Annotated in this window: 16 protein-coding genes; 9 read left to right on the top strand and 7 right to left on the bottom strand. The window is 42.8% G+C overall.

Annotation, left to right across the window (positions count from 1 at the left end; translation table 11 throughout):
- Positions 1–522 precede the first annotated feature (522 nt).
- The 8 genes from AC0VYI_RS02000 to AC0VYI_RS02035 all read left to right on the top strand — a co-directional run bounded on the left by AC0VYI_RS02000 (position 523) and on the right by AC0VYI_RS02035 (position 9120).
- Positions 523–1392 carry an NAD(P)-dependent oxidoreductase gene (locus AC0VYI_RS02000; RefSeq protein WP_475446988.1) on the top strand — a complete coding sequence of 290 codons (870 nt, stop codon included), beginning with the start codon at positions 523–525 and terminating at the stop codon, positions 1390–1392.
- Between the two features lie 457 nt (positions 1393–1849).
- On the top strand, positions 1850–3451 hold the full coding sequence (locus AC0VYI_RS02005; RefSeq protein WP_475446990.1) for an ABC transporter substrate-binding protein: 1602 nt from the start codon (positions 1850–1852) through the stop codon (positions 3449–3451).
- A gap of 106 nt (positions 3452–3557) precedes the next feature.
- Entirely contained in the window at positions 3558–4568 is a 1011-nt protein-coding gene (locus tag AC0VYI_RS02010) for an ABC transporter permease subunit (RefSeq protein ID WP_199476722.1), read from the top strand.
- A gap of 63 nt (positions 4569–4631) precedes the next feature.
- On the top strand, positions 4632–5516 hold the full coding sequence (gene dppC, locus AC0VYI_RS02015; protein WP_475449767.1) for a dipeptide ABC transporter permease DppC: 885 nt from the start codon (positions 4632–4634) through the stop codon (positions 5514–5516).
- Between the two features lie 9 nt (positions 5517–5525).
- On the top strand, positions 5526–6494 hold the full coding sequence (gene dppD, locus AC0VYI_RS02020) for a dipeptide ABC transporter ATP-binding protein (RefSeq protein ID WP_199476721.1): 969 nt from the start codon (positions 5526–5528) through the stop codon (positions 6492–6494).
- Positions 6491–7525, top strand: a complete 1035-nt coding sequence (locus tag AC0VYI_RS02025; protein ID WP_475446991.1) for a peptide ABC transporter ATP-binding protein — start codon at positions 6491–6493, stop codon at positions 7523–7525. Before dppD ends, AC0VYI_RS02025 begins: the two co-directional genes overlap by 4 nt.
- A gap of 372 nt (positions 7526–7897) precedes the next feature.
- The gene (locus AC0VYI_RS02030) at positions 7898–8452 is read left to right on the top strand and encodes a pesticin C-terminus-like muramidase (RefSeq protein ID WP_475446993.1); all 555 of its coding nucleotides are present in this window, start codon (positions 7898–7900) and stop codon (positions 8450–8452) included.
- Positions 8449–9120: a hypothetical protein gene (locus AC0VYI_RS02035; RefSeq protein WP_475446995.1), complete on the top strand. Its 672-nt coding sequence runs from the start codon at positions 8449–8451 to the stop codon at positions 9118–9120. Before AC0VYI_RS02030 ends, AC0VYI_RS02035 begins: the two co-directional genes overlap by 4 nt.
- Positions 9121–9237: 117 nt before the next feature.
- On the opposite strand, the gene AC0VYI_RS02040 is transcribed toward AC0VYI_RS02035, so the two are convergent.
- Entirely contained in the window at positions 9238–9699 is a 462-nt protein-coding gene (locus tag AC0VYI_RS02040) for a YehS family protein (RefSeq protein ID WP_475446997.1), read from the bottom strand.
- A 235-nt stretch (positions 9700–9934) separates the two neighbouring features.
- Between AC0VYI_RS02040 and AC0VYI_RS02045 the strand changes: the two genes are divergently transcribed.
- On the top strand, positions 9935–11050 hold the full coding sequence (locus AC0VYI_RS02045; RefSeq protein ID WP_475446998.1) for an acyltransferase family protein: 1116 nt from the start codon (positions 9935–9937) through the stop codon (positions 11048–11050).
- 41 nt (positions 11051–11091) lie between these two features.
- Here the strand turns inward: AC0VYI_RS02045 and AC0VYI_RS02050 are convergent, their stop codons facing one another.
- The 6 genes from AC0VYI_RS02050 to AC0VYI_RS02075 form a co-directional block, all read right to left on the bottom strand.
- Positions 11092–11625 (bottom strand): 5' nucleotidase, NT5C type, encoded by a 534-nt coding sequence (locus AC0VYI_RS02050; protein WP_475447000.1) that lies wholly within the window; start codon positions 11623–11625, stop codon positions 11092–11094.
- Positions 11626–11870: 245 nt separating this feature from the next.
- Positions 11871–13862, bottom strand: a complete 1992-nt coding sequence (locus tag AC0VYI_RS02055) for a methyl-accepting chemotaxis protein (protein ID WP_475447002.1) — start codon at positions 13860–13862, stop codon at positions 11871–11873.
- Between the two features lie 193 nt (positions 13863–14055).
- A complete protein-coding gene (locus AC0VYI_RS02060) occupies positions 14056–15030 on the bottom strand; it encodes a hypothetical protein (protein WP_475447004.1) in 975 nt (324 codons plus the stop codon).
- The gene (locus AC0VYI_RS02065) at positions 15027–15962 is read right to left on the bottom strand and encodes an ABC transporter ATP-binding protein (protein ID WP_199476714.1); all 936 of its coding nucleotides are present in this window, start codon (positions 15960–15962) and stop codon (positions 15027–15029) included. The genes AC0VYI_RS02060 and AC0VYI_RS02065 overlap by 4 nt, the downstream gene beginning before the upstream one ends.
- A gap of 8 nt (positions 15963–15970) precedes the next feature.
- Positions 15971–16387, bottom strand: coding sequence for a GntR family transcriptional regulator (locus AC0VYI_RS02070; RefSeq protein WP_067012405.1), 417 nt, complete (start codon positions 16385–16387; stop codon positions 15971–15973).
- A 154-nt stretch (positions 16388–16541) separates the two neighbouring features.
- Positions 16542–17003: an Lrp/AsnC family transcriptional regulator gene (locus AC0VYI_RS02075; protein ID WP_475447006.1), complete on the bottom strand. Its 462-nt coding sequence runs from the start codon at positions 17001–17003 to the stop codon at positions 16542–16544.
- Positions 17004–17012 lie beyond the last annotated feature (9 nt).

The following is a 17012-nucleotide window of genomic DNA, read 5'->3' on the forward strand; positions in this document are numbered from 1 at the left end:
CGTCGAATTGGCTTTCTGAAAGCTTTAACAAAGAAATAGCGAGTTGATCGGCATTGTGGGAAACCAAGCTTAGTGTTGAGGCCATAGCTATGAATTCGTTTCATTATGACGTGGGAGAATACCTCAAGGTAATAATTATAAGACCATGATTTTTAAAAGAAAAAAATTCAGTCATTGAAAAAAGAGAGCCTATCGGTTGATTTTCTTAGGTTTTATAGTTTTGAGTGGTCTGATGAATTTGATTGAGTTGTTGGCATTTGTGAGCGTTTTGGAAACTTTTCACGTGAGTCGTATAAAAAATACACGATTTTTATTAACGCAATGATTTTATCAGGATTGGGTGGGCGTTGAGAAAATCTTGCACAAAGTTATCCACAGGTGGGTGTGTTCAATTTTTGTTCTTCTTGTGCTCGTATTCTTCATCAAAAGCTCTGTATGCTGTGTCTTTTAACCATCTGTGTCTCGAAAAAATCTCATCGCGGGGTATGATGAAATAAATGTAGTAGAACAAGGAGTATTTCAATGAAGGTGAGTTTTATTGGTTTGGGTACCATGGGGTATCCAATGGCTGGGCATGTTAGTAAGGCTGGTCATAGCGTGACGGTCTATAACCGAACGACCTCAAAAGCGATGCAGTGGTGCGACACTTATCGTGGTGAGTTTGCTGAAACCCCTGCATTGGCAGCGAAAGAGGCAGATATTGTTCTGACCTGTGTAGGGAACGACCATGATCTTCGAGCGGTATACCTTGGTGAGAAGGGCGCTTTTCAATTGGCAAAACCAGGCACCATTTTTATTGACCATACTACGGCGTCAGCAGATGTTGCGAAAGAGCTCCACCAAGTAGCAATGGAAAAAGGTTTTGTGTTTATGGATGCCCCCGTCTCTGGTGGCCAATCAGGGGCTGAAAACGGTGTGTTAACCGTCATGATGGGCGGTGATGAAAGTACATTAGCCGTCGCAAAACCGATTTTAGATTGTTATGCGAAAGCGACAACCTTGTTGGGTCCGGTTGGAAACGGTCAACTTGCAAAGATGGTCAATCAGATTTTGATCGCTGGAGTCTTGTCTGGGTTGTCCGAAGGCATTCGTTTTGCGCAAAAAGCAGGTCTTGATGTCGCAACGCTTGTTGATACCTTAAAGCATGGGGCCGCTGGGTCTTGGCAATTAGAAAATCGTGGTGAAACCATGGCCAAAAACGAATTTGATTTTGGTTTTGCCATCGAATGGATGCATAAAGATTTGAGTTTGTGCCTCGCTCAGGCACAAACAATGGGATTAAATATCCCATTAACCCAATCAGTCGATCAAGATTACCAAGGGCTAATGGCCGAAGGGCGTAGTCGGCAAGATACATCGGTATTGATTAAGGCGTTAGACAAAAAAGCCTAACGTGACGCCATTATTACAGTATGAAAAGCCAATAGTATATTGAAACTATTGGCTTTTTTTATCCTTTCTAATCGTTTCTTTATTGCGTTGTGATCGGGATTTTTTGCACCACTTTTGAGTGAAATTTTTCTTCATATTCATTCCATATTCATTACACGTATGAGGCATCTCGTTATTTCGATTGGTCATTGTGTAAACCTTGAGTAATCTTGACCTACGTTATTTTTCTGCAGACCGTTCAGTGGTTAGTAGAAAATAGCTAAAGGGGGCTCAAGGACGAGACAAACACCTCATTTAGGCAGGAGCCTAAATGAGGTTGTTTTATGTAGGTTCTTTCTCTCCAACTTTCTGAAAGGCGTCTATAGTTACCCTGTACCAAATCATAAAAGTAACGATTACCTTGATTCTACTTCCCACGTGTTCCACACGATCATAATTATGCTAATGGAGAATGAAAATGAAAAAAGGGTTAGCAGCATTACCGCTTGCTATGCTGGCAGCGGGAGCGATGATGGCTTCTACAGCACAAGCGACAAGCACCTTGGTTTATTGTTCTGAAGGTAGTCCAGAAGGTTTTAACCCTTCTCTCTATTATTCTGGAACAACATTTGATGCGTCTTCCCAAGCGATTTTTAACCGTTTGATGGAATTCAAATATGGCACGACCGAAGTCGTTCCCAGTTTGGCGACGAGCTATGACGTGTCTAAAGATGGTTTAGTATACACTTTCCATTTACGCCATGGCGTGAAATTTCAAACGACAAAAGATTTTACACCCACTCGCGATTTTAATGCGGACGATGTATTGTTCTCATTTAACCGCCAGCGTCTTGCGAGCAACCCATACCATAATGTAGGTGGCGGTTCTTACGGTTACTTTGATGATATGGGGATGGATAAACTGATCAAAAACATTGTGAAAGTCAATGACTACACAGTGAAGTTTGTCTTGAATCACCCAGAAGCGCCGTTTGTTGCGAACTTAGCAATGGATTTCGCGTCCATTTTCTCTAAACAGCAAGCTGATCAATACCTAAAAGCGGGCACTCCAGATAAGCTAGATGAAGATCCATCAGGCACAGGGCCTTTTGAAAAAGTACAGTATCAAAAAGATTCTTTAATTCGTTATGTTGCCTTTAAAGATTACTGGAAAGGCAAGCCTAAAATTGATCGTCTTGTTTTCTCTATCACCCCAGATGCCTCTGTTCGCTATGCGAAGTTAAAAGCGGGTGAGTGTGACATAATGCCTTATCCAAACCCTGCCGATCTTAAGCAGATGGCAAAAGATCCAAATATTAAATTGCTAAGCCAAGCGGGTTTGAATGTGGGTTATCTAACGTTTAACGTTAAGAAAAAACCCTTTGGCGATGTGAAAGTACGTCAGGCATTGAACTATGCGACTGACAAAAAAGCCATTATTGATGCCGTGTTCCAAGGGGCCGGTACAGTTGCCAAAAACCCAATCCCACCAACTATGTGGTCTTATAATAACAGCATTAAGGATTATCCATATGATCCTGCGAAAGCCAAAGAGTTATTAAAAGAAGCGGGTTATCCAAATGGCTTTAGCACCACAATTTGGGCCATGCCTGTGCAACGTCCATATAACCCAAATGCGCGTCGTATGGCTGAGATTATCCAAGAAGACTGGGCAAAAGTGGGTGTGAAAGCGGAGATCGTGACGTACGAATGGGGTGAGTATTTGAAACGCGCCAAAGCGGGCGAAGCGGATACCCTACTTATTGGTTGGACGGGCGATAATGGTGACCCAGATAACTTCCTATACACTTTGCTAAGCTGTGATGCTGTGGGTGGCGGTAACTATTCTGAATGGTGTGATAAGAGCTTCGATAATCTATTAATCAAGGCGAAACGCACATCAAATATTGCAGAACGCACTAAGTACTACAAGGAAGCGCAAGTGATCTTCCATAAACAGGTACCTTTTATGCCGATTGCTAACTCGACCGTTTATGAGCCAATTCGCAAAGTTGTAAAGAACTACAAAATCAATCCATTAGGCACACATGACTTCGAGTACGTCAGTAAAGAAAATTAGTCCTAATTGGATCTAGCAAAGGATGTTTGCTTGCCGGGACGCAAGCAAACATCCCACTGACCGAGCATTGCTCGATCTAGTCAAATAGCCAGAGAGCCATTTCTTTATGTTCCAGTTTATTTTTCGCCGATTAAGCCTTGTCATTCCGACGTTTCTTGGTATTACCTTGTTAACCTTTGCTTTGATTCATATGATTCCTGGGGATCCGATTGAAGTCATGGCGGGTGAGCACGGCGTATCCGCTGCACGTCATGCTGAGTTGGCTGCTCAGCTGGGTCTTGATAAGCCGCTTTACGTGCAATATTTCGACTATGTTGTCGGTATTTTACACGGCCATTTAGGGTATTCACTGGTGACTCATGATTCGGTCATGCATGAGTTTTTAACCCTATTTCCTGCCACTGTTGAGTTATCTGTTTGTGCCGCCATTTTCGCTATCTTCGTTGGATTACCTGCTGGTATTTTTGCGGCTGTTAAGCGTGGAACCATTTTTGATCACACTGTTATGACGATGTCGTTGACAGGGTATTCCATGCCGATTTTTTGGTGGGCGTTATTATTAATGCTGGTTTTCTCTGTGACATTAGGATGGACCCCCGTCTCCGGTCGGATTGATGTGGTGTACTGGATTGATAATGTCACAGGCTTTATGTTGATTGATTCTTGGCTGTCGGGTGAAAAAGGGGCGTTTATTTCGGCTGTTTCTCATCTTATTTTGCCAAGCATTGTTTTGGGCACCATTCCGATGGCGGTCATTGCCCGTATGACTCGCTCGTCCATGCTGGAAGTATTAAGTGAAGACTATATTCGAACGGCCCGAGCCAAAGGGATCGCCCCTTGGCGAGTGATTATTATTCATGCATTACGCAATGCGTTGATTCCGGTGATTACGGTGATTGGTTTACAAGTTGGCACCTTGTTGTCGGGGGCGATTCTGACGGAAACCGTCTTTGCTTGGCCGGGCATCGGTAAATGGTTGATCGAAGCCATCAGCCGGCGTGATTATCCAGTGGTGCAAGGTGGTATTCTGATTGTCGCCACCATTATCATCATCGTAAACCTGTTGGTTGATGTCGCTTATGGCATTGTTAACCCACGTATTCGACATAGCCGATAAGGAGGCGCTTTTATGACGATTCAATCAAAAGCGCAATCTGCGCAACCCAACTCAGAGACGCCAATGGCCGTGAATATGGCACCAGCGCCAAGAACCCCTTTGCGTGAGTTTTGGCACTATTTTAGTAGTAATAAAGGGGCGGTAGCTGGCTTAGCCTTTATTATCCTGATTTGTTTTTTAGCGGTATTTGCCAATGTGATCGCTCCCCATTCGCCGTCGGATCAGGTCCGTGATGCGTTTTTATTGCCTCCGGCTTGGTTGGATGGTGGTAATTGGTCTTATATTTTAGGGACAGACGATGTAGGGCGGGATATTTTATCTCGTTTGATTTATGGCGCTCGTTTGTCATTGGCCGTTGGTGCGTTGGCGGTTACTTTATCGTTAGTGTTAGGTATTTTACTCGGCTTAGTAGCAGGGTATTTTAAAGGTGTGATTGATATAGTCATCATGCGTTTGGTCGATATCATGCTGGCCATGCCTAGTTTATTGCTCGCCATTGCGGTGGTCGCCATCCTTGGCCCCAGTATTTTTAATGCGGCTTTGGCCATCTCGATTGTCTCTTTGCCTAACTATGTTCGTTTGACCCGTGCGGCTACCTTGAGTGAAATGTCCCGCGATTATGTCACCTCATCACGTGTGATTGGGGCGAGCCCGTTGCGTCTGATGTTTATCTGTATTCTACCAAACTGCTTGGCTCCTTTGATTGTGCAAGCCACGATGGGCTTTTCCAGCGCGATTTTGGATTTGGCTGCATTGGGCTTTTTGGGGCTTGGTGCACAGCCACCCACACCAGAATGGGGATCTATGTTGGCGAATGCGTTGCAATTTGTACAACGTGCATGGTGGGTCGTCACCTTCCCAGGCTTGATGATACTGATCACCGTATTGGCCTTTAACCTTATGGGCGATGGCTTACGCGATGCCCTTGATCCCAAGTTGAAACAGTAGGAGGTTGTGATGTCACTGTTACAGCTGGACAATTTAAGTGTGACCTTTGGCAAATTCCGTGCCGTGGATAACATCAGTTATAAAGTCGAGGAAGGGGAAGTCCTAGGCATTGTTGGGGAATCTGGCTCAGGTAAGAGTGTGAGTTCATTGGCGATTATGGGGTTGATCGATTTCCCTGGCAAAGTTACCGCCGATCAGTTGTCGTTCGATGGTAAAGATCTACAAGCCATGCCAGAGAAGCAACGTCGTAAGCTGACTGGCTCGGACATTGCGATGATCTTCCAAGATCCAATGACCAGTTTGAATCCATGTTTTACCGTGGGTTACCAGATCATCGAAGCGCTCAAAACACACCAAGGTGGCAGTAAAAAAGAGCTAAAAAAACGGGCCGTTGAATTGCTAACTCAAGTGGGGATTCCCGCTCCAGAATCGCGTTTGGACAATTATCCTCATCAACTGTCTGGGGGAATGAGTCAACGGGTGATGATCGCTATGGCGATTGCTTGTAATCCTCGTTTGCTGGTGGCAGATGAACCCACCACAGCCCTAGACGTGACCATTCAGGCCCAGATTATTGATTTGCTAATAGAGTTGCAGCGCAAAAAGAAAATGGGCTTGGTATTGATTACCCATGACTTGGCGTTGGTGGCGGAGGTTGCTCATCGTGTTATCGTTATGTATGCAGGCCAAATCGTTGAGTCTGGTCCTGCTGCCGAGGTATTTAGCACGCCTAGGCACCCATATACGCAAGCGTTGTTAGCATCTTTACCTGAGTCCGCTTCAGGAAAAGCCCGACTAGATGCCTTGCCTGGTGTGGTACCAGGTCAATATGATCGTCCACAAGGGTGTTTGCTAAGCCCTCGTTGCCCTTATGCAACGGATCACTGTCGCAAAGAGGAACCTGAGAACCAAGGTTCACTGAATCGACAAGTGAAATGTCACACGCCACTCGATACACAAGGGAGACCTGCCGCATGAGTAAAACAAACGTTGCTGACAGTGCGCTAATTCTAAAAGCAGAGGGTCTGAAACAGCATTATCATGTAAAGCAAGGCATGTTTAAGCCTGAAGCCGTGGTGAAAGCGGTGGATGGGGTGAGCTTTAATCTGGAAAAAGGCAAAACGCTGGCCGTAGTAGGGGAATCTGGCTGTGGTAAATCGACCCTAGGTCGTATGCTGACCATGATAGAAACACCAACTGATGGTCAATTAGGTTATCTAGGACAGAACTTGCTGACGTTAAGCAAGAGCGCGCAGACTAAGTTACGTCAGAAAATTCAGATTATTTTTCAGAACCCCTATGGGTCGCTGAATCCGCGTAAGAAAATCGGTTCAATTCTCGAAGAACCTTTGGTGATTAATACAGACTTACCCAAAGCAGATCGTAAAGCCAAAGCCATTTCCATGATGGAAAAAGTGGGACTTAAAGCGGAGCATTATGATCGCTATCCCCATATGTTCTCCGGTGGTCAGCGTCAGCGTATTGCCATTGCTCGCGGTTTGATGCTGGATCCCCATGTCATTGTGGCTGATGAGCCGGTCTCTGCGCTGGACGTATCGGTGCAAGCACAAGTACTCAACTTAATGATGGACTTGCAAGAAGAGTTTGGGTTGAGCTATGTGTTCATTTCCCACGATCTATCGGTTGTAGAGCATATTGCAGACGATGTGATGGTGATGTATTTAGGAAAAGTGGTTGAGCAAGGCTCGTGTGAACAATTGTTCGACAACCCGAAACATCCTTATACCTTAGCTCTACTGTCTAGTACGCCACAGCTATCGCCTGAAAAGCGTCGCTTACGTATTAAGCTAGAAGGGGAGTTACCGTCACCATTGAATCCACCTTCTGGTTGTGCATTCCATGGGCGTTGCCGCTTTGCGAATGAACGTTGTAAAAGTGAAACACCCGTGTTGAAACTGGATAGCTACGACGAATCAGAACAAGGCCATTTAATTGCTTGCCATGCTGTAGAAGAAGACCGCATTAATCTGGCTGAAGAAGTGGCATAACACGATCACAAGTAGGCAAACAGGATATATATGACAAACGCCCGAAAGGGCGTTTTTTATATGGATGATCCTAAGTATTACCGTCCGATTATTGCAATTTGGATAGAGACCCTTATCATATCCGCTCTAACAACAAAGGGATGTGAGTATTCGCTGTGGATAACCAGCAATTCTCTTTACTGATATTTTAGACGAAGAAGTATCTTTTTATTTTAAAAAAAATAATACTAAAGATCATAAATTTAGCGCTTCAGGTATTTTTCTCTGGGGCGAAGATTTTGAAATTATAGAGCTAGGGGCTTATTTTAACCTTTCTAAAATCGAAACAGATAATAATGGCTGTTAAATTTAATAGTATAAGGATATAAATAGATGGAAAATAGTATAGACTATCAATTTTTAAGCAGTGTTGAAGGAGGGAGTCGCACAAATGGATATGTTCCTGTTGCTGGAAAAAGTAAAAGTGGGGTAACTATAGCAACTGGTTTTGACTTAGGACAAAGAAATGAAAACGATCTAAAAAAATTAAATCTAGATTTAATTTTAATTTCTAAATTGTCACTTTACTTGGGAGTAAAAGGCATAGAAGCTCAAAGGTTAATAAAGAAAAAACCACTGGTGATTAATATTAGTCAAGCAAAAGAAATTGATAAAGCAGTAAAGAAATCTCATATTGATCAATTAATTATGAAATATAATGCTGCATCTCCTCATATGTTTTTTTCAAAATTACCTCCACAGGCTCAAACGGTAATAGCATCCTTATCATTTCAGTACGGTGTTAACTTAAATATTTCAGCTCCGAATTTCTGGCATTCTGTCATTATTCAAGATTGGTCAAGTGCTACAAAAGAGCTTCAAGACTTTGGTGATATTTATCCTACCAGAAGAAATAAAGAAGCTAAGCTGTTGGAGGAAATTAAATGAAAATATCATTTCTGATTTTTTTATTGTCTTTAAGTGTTACTGGGTGCACAATAGTCAAAAAAAATAAAGAAGTTCCGTTAATATTAAATGCTCAATTATATCATTCGTATACTAATTTGGATAAAACCCTAGCATTGAAACGGACTCCTTTATTATTTAGTGGTGGGAGAGAAGTTGATGACTGTCGGACATATGATAAGTTGACTTTAGAAAAAAATATAGATGAGAGTCTTTATAACCAACAAATTAAAAGTGAGTATCTAGTGTGTGATGCTCTTGAAATTCTTTCAAAATCGACTTTAGAGTATCACAAAATAGATGATAATCCAAAATTCGGTAAAGAACTTCTATCAAGATTAGATCTTAGATCATTCCCATCTTCTCTTAATAGAAAAAGCAGGGGGAAATTTCATACACTAAAGATGTTATATCCAAATCAAGCTTCTAGTTCTAATAATATTATAGAGCTCCAGACTAAAAATTGGAACTTTTCACTAGAAATCGTTGCTGTTGCTTATGTGAATAATAATTCAGACCCAGATTTAATTGTTTGGGTGTCTGACGAATCTAAAACAGGGGATTATAAAGGGTACTCAACTATTGTTGTATATGATGTGAATAAACCAGGTTTATTGAAAGCGTCAATCTTCCCCAGCTATTTACATTAAAGTTGATTGAGTCAATTGATACGCTCCAAAAGGTAGCTAATTTAGCTTCCTTTTGGAGGGGGAGTTCGTTCGAAATACTGTGTAAAAGTCTTTATCCGAATGTATTATCCAAAAAAATTACTCTGGACGAAACTTTCGTTGCAGTCCTAGGATAAAGTTACGCAGGATTTGATCCTTGCATTCACGGTAGTGTTTGTTATCTGGCTTGCGAAAAAAAGCGCTTAGCTCGTGCTTGCTCATGTTGAATTCGGCTAATTGCATGATGTCTAAAATGTCTTCTGCTTTTAAGTTAAGGGCAATGCGTAGCTTCATAAAAATGGCATTATTGTTTAAACGCTTCTCTGGAATGGGTTGCTCTCCTTCGCGTTTACCGCGTTTTACGTTGATAAAGCCATTTAAAAAGGTAGCCAGCTCCTGATCCGCCATAGGCGTGTAACCTTCTTCACCTTCTTTTGTCATCCAAGCAATAATTTGATCGCGCGTGACGCTGCTGTCTGCTGCGGAAAATATTTCTTTCACATAAGCGTCTTTCAGAGAGAAGGTATAACGGAGGCGGCGTAAAATATCATTGTTTGTCAAAATAAAGTCCTAGTGTTAGGTAAGCGAGATATGGATACTGGGGGAATGAGATAGGGATATTTTAGCAGGTTTCGTCATACATCCCGATGTTTTTTATTAAAAATCTTAATAATTTGCAAACATCACGTAGGCATTGCATGGTGACAGTAAAATATTCATTTATTGAAAAATAGTTGTTGATTCTAGGTGAGACTAAAGACTTAATACGGGAATCTCTTATGTATGGAGGTTTCTTGTGAAAACATTTGAGCATTCAATGCCCATGGGGGCAGGCATTGAAAACACCAGCCCTTCTAAAGTCAGTAAAGTCGCGAGAGTAACTGAGTTTGATTATCTACGTGGGATAGCCATCATTTTGATTGTGCTAGGCCATTCTATTACCAATAGTAATCATGGTTTTCCCGTTTGGTTGGAAAATATACTGCGGGGTGGAACCGGGGTCTTTGTGTTCATTTCGGGCTTTTTCTTCCACCATGTTTTTTCTCAGAGCTTCAACTTCCAGAATTTTATGGGTAAAAAATGTCGCAATGTATTGGTGCCATTTTTGGCCGTATCGGCATTTGCCATTGTGGTCAATTTTTTTGGTTTCATGTGGATTGATGGCGTTTCTTTTAGTAAGGCGTTAGCGCTTTGCGGTAAGGTGTTGGAGCACGGCTATGTCCTGTTTCCTCACTGGTACATTCCTTTCATTATGGCCACCTTTTTGTGTTCTGGACTGCATTTTCGTTATTTGAAACTGTCGGTGTTTTCCCAATTATCGATTCTAATGATCTTCTCGGTGGTAGCTTTGGTGATTCAACGGCCAGAAGCGAATGTGAATGTCTTACAGTCGGTGGTGTATTTCACGCCTTTTTATTTAATGGGCATGTTGTATTCTCAGCACTTGGACTGGATGAAGCAGAACTATCGTTATTTTCTTATTGCTGCCTTAGTAGCAGTCTTGTTGACCATATGGCTTCAGTCCAGCGTTTTTTTCCACGTTGGGGATTACCATAAAAGGGCCTTTGAATGGCGTGGAATAGACTTGCAGTTTATTCAAAAAGTAGGGCTATGTATTTTACTGGTGGGGTTTTGCCGGCATTGGGTCAGTGAGCGCTTAGGAAAGCATTTAACCATGATTGCAGGGATCAGCTTTGCGATTTTCTTTTTGCATCCGCTGGTGGGAATGATGTGGGGAAACACAAAATACTTCCTGTTGCATTTTGGTTATATTCAGCCAAATACAACCCTTTGGTATAGTTTGGTGTCGTCAGTAGTACTGTTTGCCTTTCAGTTTTACGGTACTGTGTGGTTGATTCGTCACTTGAAACGACTCTTTGGTTCCAAGAGCCGTTTGCTTATTGGCGCTTAACTGCTGCTTAATCCTACTCCCTTGCCTGGAGCAAGGGAGTATTAATCTAAACGCAGCGTTTCTAGAATTTCTTTCCAGCTATAGACGCGTTGGAATCCTGTTGCATGCATATTATGAAAGGCATGAAATAACAGACCTTCTCCATCAAAAGTTGCTAAGTGTTTTGGGGTATCATCGATGAGGTAGTCTGCATTAATAATGCTTTTGTCTCCACAAAAGACATAATTAAGTTCATGAATAAAGGGAAAATGTTGTTTTAGCCATTCATACTTAGCTTGAAAAGACGTTGGGTATTCCATTGCGGCAGTGACAAAGAAGATATCATATTGCTCGGAGAGCGTTTTGATGGAGTCAATGGCATCATCAAAGACTACTAGGTCGCGAAAAAAATCAGGGTGATGAGGGTAGGATTTTACTGTCGCCACGTGCTCTTCTGGAATCACATGGTAAATGCGTTTGCCTGCGGTATCTTCTTTGGTAAGCTGAGCGCCAAACTGTTTGTTATACCATTCTATATGACGTAACAAGCTGTCACAGACCGTTTCGTCCATATCAATCGCTATACGTTTTCTCATACCTTACTCCGGTTCGTATTTTTACCCTACTACCTATTAACCTTACTACTAAAGGGTGGCTTTGCTTAATAAATTTTAAGCTTCTATTGTGACATAGAGAATAAACGCCCTGGGTTATTTTAGCGGTTTGCTTGTATCTTGCAGAAAGACTGATGGGTAACACTTAGCATCAAGTGATGTGTACTAATGACTGAGGTATTTATGACAGCCTACCAAATAATGGAAGGCTGTCATCTCAACAGGTTTTATTTAATGGTGTAAGAGCTGATTTCGTTAAGCACATTGTCAAAACGTTGTTTCGCCAGATTTGCTTCTTGGTCTGTATTGGTGACTATATTTAGAATATTTTGTGAGCGTTCATTAATGTTCTGAATATTTTTATTGATTTCCTCTGATACTTGAGATTGCTCTTCTGATGCCGTAGCAACTCGCTCGATGGTTTGTGTGATGTTTTCAATGGAAGCAAACAGCTCTTGCATCATATGGACATTATCCTCAATCACAGTTGAAGTGCCAGTTGCCATATTGGTACATTGTTCCATGGATTGTAAGGCGTCTTTTCCCGAGTCAACAAGGGCCTGTATCATGGTGCGAATCTCTTCTGTTGAGCCTTGAGTCCGCTGGGCTAGAGTCCTGACCTCGTCTGCAACAACAGCAAAACCTCGACCCTGTTCTCCTGCTCTGGCTGCTTCGATGGCGGCGTTTAATGCTAATAAGTTGGTTTGCTCGGCGATGGCTTCGATGGTTTGTAAAATGCTGCTAATTTGTTCAGTATGAGTCGTGACCGATTGTACGGCTTTGTAGCCGCCCTCTATCTCAAAGGATAGATTTGAAATGGAATCCAGAATGGTTTGCATTCGTTGCGATCCTTGCAGGCTTTGTTTTCGAATGTTTTCTGTATCGTCTGCGGCGGATTGCATATCTTGAGAGATTGTGCCACTGGTTTGTGACATTTGGTTGACGGCTGATGCCATTAGGTCGGTTTGGTGAAATTGATCTTTTGTCTCTTGCAGGGCGTTGCGAGAGAATTGGCTTAGCTCATCCATGCTGTTTTTGGATTCGATTGCCATGCCCATCATGGCGTCAAATGATCCTTTTAAATGGTCTAAATGCGCATTTAAATATTGGATAATTTCACCCAGTTCATCAGCGGATTTGTTTTCAATGCGACCAAGCAAGTTACGCTGAGTCGAAATGTTGGATAGGACTTGGCTAATTTGCTTGACGCGTCTGGTTAGGGAGCGCGTGAGAGCATAAGACAGCCAAAGAATCGGCAGAATCAGTATGGTAAAAACAATAACCAGCGCATTTCGATAGTAAATACTCTGTGTGGTAAGTGAGTTGCTCAGAGCATAGATTTGTGTACTGATTTTATCGGCGACGGCTTTTATTAAGCCAATTTTCGTGGTGGCCAAGTCAAACCAATTAGCAGGGCCATTAACGACAGTGACGTCTTTTTGTTTAAGAAAGTCACTGGTGACTTGATCCACTTTTTTCCATGCCTCGTTCTCGGTGGCCGTCTTTAGCATGGCTAATTGTTTCTCGGATGCCATGGCTTTGAAGTGCTCTAATTGGAGTGTTTCATTGTCAATGAAAGCGGCAATTTGTGATTGTCGTTTGGGGGTGGTGGTTTTAGCGGCAAATACACCATTTAACGCCCCGCGATATTGGCCTACTCGTTCTTTCATCCATAACAGGTTTAAGCGTGCCTCTAGCGTCTTGGCGATGTCTCTATTATTAATGTTTAAAATGGCATACTGAATCGCATCTAATGCGCTTTGATTGACTTTAGAATAAAAATTAAAGGCGTTATTGTCGGGCGCTAGGCTATCGACTTTTTGACGAATGGTGTTTTTATCCGTTAGAACGTTGAGTACATGATCCCGATAGCTATTCAGCTGAGCGGTGCTTAGCTCTTGGAAGGCGTCTGGCTGAACATCTCTCAAGGCGGCTTCAGCTTGGTCCGCTTTTAGGCGCTGAGCCATTAAAGCGTCTTTGCCTTTTTTGCCTTGGCTGCCTAAAAAACCGGCGCTTAAGCCTCGTTCCACTGCGAAATTATGGGCAACGTTATCTAATAAGGTAGAAAGTTTTACCATGTCTTCGGCGGTTCGCCCTTCATCGACTTGTTTGTTCAGGTCTATTACTAAAATGGCAACAACGAGAACGGCAAATAGAGAGGGGACGATACCGATAAAGGTAATGGCGCTGGATAGCTTTAGTTTAGAAAATGTAAACACCTTGTTATTACTCCCTGTGATCCTAAAAACAAGCTTAGTAAAGGTTGAATATTTTTTCACCTGTAATGTTGGAATTAATCAGGGGGGAAGCCATAAAAAAACATCCTAGCCATCCTATGTTTATAGGATGGCTAGGATGTTTTGAGTAATGAGGGCCTTGGGTGGTTAGTTTGCTTCGCTTCGGTGTGTTTTTCTAATTTTCAAAGCGATTTTCCCGTAGCCATACGGTTGCGTAAAGTAGTCCAGCTGTAGCAGCCAAACCAAGCCAGCATTGCACACTGGATAGCACATTCTGAATATGGTACCAGCCTGACACATTGAGCATATTCTGCTCTGTCCTCGGGTCACTCACATTGATGTAGGAGCCGATAATTTGAGAAATATGGTGACTTCCCAAGACGGTATACTCAATAAGTACTAATGCCAACAAGGGGAGGACAAGGTATAAAAAGGGCGTTTTCTTTGCGCTCGCGGAGACCAATAAAACCCAACCGATAAAAGGCAACATCCATATAGAAGTGGCAAGATAGCTGCCTAAAAATGACCAAGCTGTAGCGAGTACCGCTTGGGGCTGAAAGAGTAAGTCGGGATGATGTATGCTGCTAAAGAATGACCAGATTGTCATGAAGAGCAGATAAAACAGGTTGTAAGCCGATGCAGCTAGCCAGGCAATGGCCGGAATAATGAACGCCGCTATAAAGGCTTTCGTGAGAACATTCTGCCATTCGCTGACGGGCATGGATTTCCAAAACAAAATACTTTTGTCTTTGCGATCGGTAAATAGGCAAGACAGTAGGTAAATTAGGCCAATCAACCAAGCCAGATGATCAAATGCAATATAAGGTAGGGCTGGCAAAAGCGACATCGCCGGGTTTTGTTCTAACATGGTCGCAGGATTTTGCGTTGTCATGTCGGTAATGTTTGAAAGACCGTTTATACCTTTGTGGTAGATAAAGGATTGTTGCTGACCATCGGAAGAAAATGAGTAGAACGACATCATGCCGTCGTGTTGCGAGATAAACTGGCCACCTTGGACAACATCGCGTCCAGCCAGTCCCGCAAGAATGGTTAGTACGACAAAAATAGTCAAGACCACTAAAGGTGTTGTGATCAGTGCGCCTTTGTGTTCCCACAATTCGCGTTTAATTTGTATTAGATAGCGGTTCACTGTCCTGCCTCCTTCCATTGCATGTTAGATACCGTGCTTTCGTCATGGCGTCTCTCGTTGGCTGAACTGACTTTTGCCACGAACAGGTCGGCAATAGACGGCGTGTGGAGTTTACCAAAAGCGGCGAGTGTTTCAGGATCAACGCCTTCGAATAATAAACTGGCCCCACCAAGGCGAGTTTCTTCGTAAATAGGTTGAAACCCTGCCTCCAAGACCTGATGTCGGCCCTCTGTCGAAACGGAGAGTTGGCAGAATCGCTGGCTAATGTCGTCCATTGAGCTGTCGAGTACCAAATGTCCACGGTCAATAAACAACACATCCGTTAACAGGTTTTCGACTTCTTCTACTTGGTGGGTGGTGATTAAAATGGTCTTTTGTTCGTCAAAATAATCTTCCAATAGACTGGAGTAGAATTGTTTTCGGTACATAATATCGAGCCCTAATGTGGGTTCGTCCAATACCAATAGTTTGCTATCGATCGCCATAACGAGAGCCAAGTGCAGTTGGGTGACCATGCCTTTGGATAAGGCTTTAATGCGACTTTTTGGGTTGATTGTGGTTTTTGCCAGAAACGCTTGAGCTTTTTCTCGGTTGAACCTTGGATGCACTCCTGCTACATAATCGATTGCTTGGTGTACTTTAAGCCATGAAGGTAAAATGGCGGTGTCAGCGATAAAGCTCACCTGCTCCAATAATTTTGTGCGCTCTTTCATTGGTTTAAGACCCAAGACACTTAGCCCACCGTCTAGTGTGCTCAACCCTAAAATGCCTTTTAACAGGCTGGTCTTGCCAGCCCCATTGGGACCAATTAAACCGACAATTCGCCCAGGCAAGACGCGAAAGCTCACATCGTTTAAGGCTTTGAAGTCGCCATATTGTTTGTGTAAACCTTGTGCCTCGATGATCGCGGCATGGTTTGTTGTTGTCTTCATAATCATACCTATTCGCTGTCTTTTTGTAGACGAAGTTGATCTACCGTGATGTCGTTTAAGGGAGGTGTTTCCAGTGATAACTGCTCAATTAATTCGTTGGTGCTAATATCTAATAGAGTTAAACGTTGTTTTAATTTGGGGATTTCTGACTGAAAGAAGAGTGCTCTTTCTGCGTGTAAAATTCGCGCACGGGCACCTCCAAGAATAAACATGCCCATACCGCGTCGTTTTTCGACGAGTTTTTCTTCAACCAGTGACTGATAGGCTTTTGATACCGTTAAGTGGTTGATTTGATAGCTGGTGGATACCGCCCGAACAGAGGGTAGTGCTTCGCCTTCACGTAACTCTCCTGCAAGTATCAAGCTCACCATGCGATCACGCACTTGGCGATAAATGGGTTGTTCGTCGTTCCATTGCTCTTGCATAGGGGCTCTCTTCTGTATGGTTTCGCGATGGGTAAGTCGCGTTTTAATAAACCAGTTAAATATAGTGTTATATATAACTATAACACTATATTAAATTTTAACAATACTAATAGGCGAGTGGTTCTTATTGGCTTGCCATACCAATTAGAGGCTGTTAGATGAGTAGTCGTCGTTTGACTGGTGTCGATTTCACAATGGCTGTATTGGTATCGGCTAACTCAGAGACTTGGTCAAGAATGGGATCTAATTGACTAATGTCTTTTAAATACAGACGAGCGATATAACAATCATCCCCAGTCACCTTGTCGCATTCAACAAATTCAGGAATGGATTGGATCATGGCTTCTAGAGCTTTGAGTTTGCCTGGAAGTTGGCGCATTCGTACAATTGCCATTAAGCTATAGCCTAAAACCACAGGGTTCACTTCCACTCGATAGCCAGAGATGACACCACTTTCTTCCAGTCGTTTTAATCGTTCGTTGACACTGGGCGCGGTCATACCCACTGCCCGTGCAAGTTCTGTAACAGGGGTTCTCGCATTCGTATAAAGTTGTTCAATCAGCTTGCTATCAATACCATCCAAGATGGTTTTTTCTTTTTTAAGGTTATTTCGCATTTTTCCCTC

The organism is Marinomonas sp. 63XJN7_9_ISO-PGPR-S23-217, assembly GCF_056173515.1.

Excerpts from the sequence above, each read along its gene's own strand:
- AC0VYI_RS02030 (WP_475446993.1), top strand. The coding sequence starts at position 7,898 with ATGGAAAATAGTATAGACTATCAATTTTTAAGCAGTGTTGAAGGAGGG.
- AC0VYI_RS02010 (WP_199476722.1), top strand. The coding sequence starts at position 3,558 with ATGTTCCAGTTTATTTTTCGCCGATTAAGCCTTGTCATTCCGACGTTT.
- AC0VYI_RS02005 (WP_475446990.1), top strand. The coding sequence starts at position 1,850 with ATGAAAAAAGGGTTAGCAGCATTACCGCTTGCTATGCTGGCAGCGGGA.
- AC0VYI_RS02070 (WP_067012405.1), bottom strand. The coding sequence starts at position 16,387 with ATGCAAGAGCAATGGAACGACGAACAACCCATTTATCGCCAAGTGCGT.
- AC0VYI_RS02050 (WP_475447000.1), bottom strand. The coding sequence starts at position 11,625 with ATGAGAAAACGTATAGCGATTGATATGGACGAAACGGTCTGTGACAGC.
- dppC (WP_475449767.1), top strand. The coding sequence starts at position 4,632 with ATGGCCGTGAATATGGCACCAGCGCCAAGAACCCCTTTGCGTGAGTTT.
- dppD (WP_199476721.1), top strand. The coding sequence starts at position 5,526 with ATGTCACTGTTACAGCTGGACAATTTAAGTGTGACCTTTGGCAAATTC.
- AC0VYI_RS02075 (WP_475447006.1), bottom strand. The coding sequence starts at position 17,003 with ATGCGAAATAACCTTAAAAAAGAAAAAACCATCTTGGATGGTATTGAT.
- AC0VYI_RS02035 (WP_475446995.1), top strand. The coding sequence starts at position 8,449 with ATGAAAATATCATTTCTGATTTTTTTATTGTCTTTAAGTGTTACTGGG.
- AC0VYI_RS02025 (WP_475446991.1), top strand. The coding sequence starts at position 6,491 with ATGAGTAAAACAAACGTTGCTGACAGTGCGCTAATTCTAAAAGCAGAG.
- AC0VYI_RS02065 (WP_199476714.1), bottom strand. The coding sequence starts at position 15,962 with ATGAAGACAACAACAAACCATGCCGCGATCATCGAGGCACAAGGTTTA.
- AC0VYI_RS02000 (WP_475446988.1), top strand. The coding sequence starts at position 523 with ATGAAGGTGAGTTTTATTGGTTTGGGTACCATGGGGTATCCAATGGCT.